This window comes from Mesorhizobium sp. WSM4976 (genome assembly GCF_029625685.1).
In the GTDB taxonomy this organism is placed as follows: Bacteria; Pseudomonadota; Alphaproteobacteria; order Rhizobiales; family Rhizobiaceae; genus Mesorhizobium.
On the sequence record NZ_JARTVT010000115.1, the window covers coordinates 1 to 426 of the forward strand.

1 protein-coding gene is annotated in these 426 nt (G+C 58.9%); it reads right to left on the reverse strand.

From position 1 onward, the window contains the following. Positions 1 to 173: 173 nt before the first annotated feature. Positions 174 to 426: hypothetical protein (locus P9272_RS35965; protein ID WP_278164970.1), on the reverse strand; the 253-nt coding region annotated here is incomplete at its 5' end.

Consider the following 426-nt stretch of genomic DNA (forward strand, 5'->3'; position numbering starts at 1 on the left):
GCCAACCTTGATGCCCTTCGCCATGCCATGATGAGTCTGGCGCGGGCCAAGGCCTTCGTCAAGAGATCGCTAATGTTTCGATAGCCCCGCGCGCTGGTGTGCCAGTGTCTCTCAGCCATTTGCATGAGCATTTGGTCCCCGGCCCCCGTTGAGCGCGGTGCCATTCCGGCACATCAGATCCCGGCATCAATTTTGCTTCGCCGATCAAAAGGCGGAGACGAAATGATGACGCTTGCACGTGAACTGTTCGATGCCGATCTCACTTTCAATTGCCCGGGATGTGGAACTGCGGTGGTCCGAAAAGGATCCTGGATCAAGAGTTCCAAGGTCTTCGTCTGCGAGGCCTGCGGATCATGTCCCGGGATGTGGTGTAGCTGGCGGCATTGGTCGCCGAGCTCTCCGGCATGGGCCGGGCTGATCAGCGTG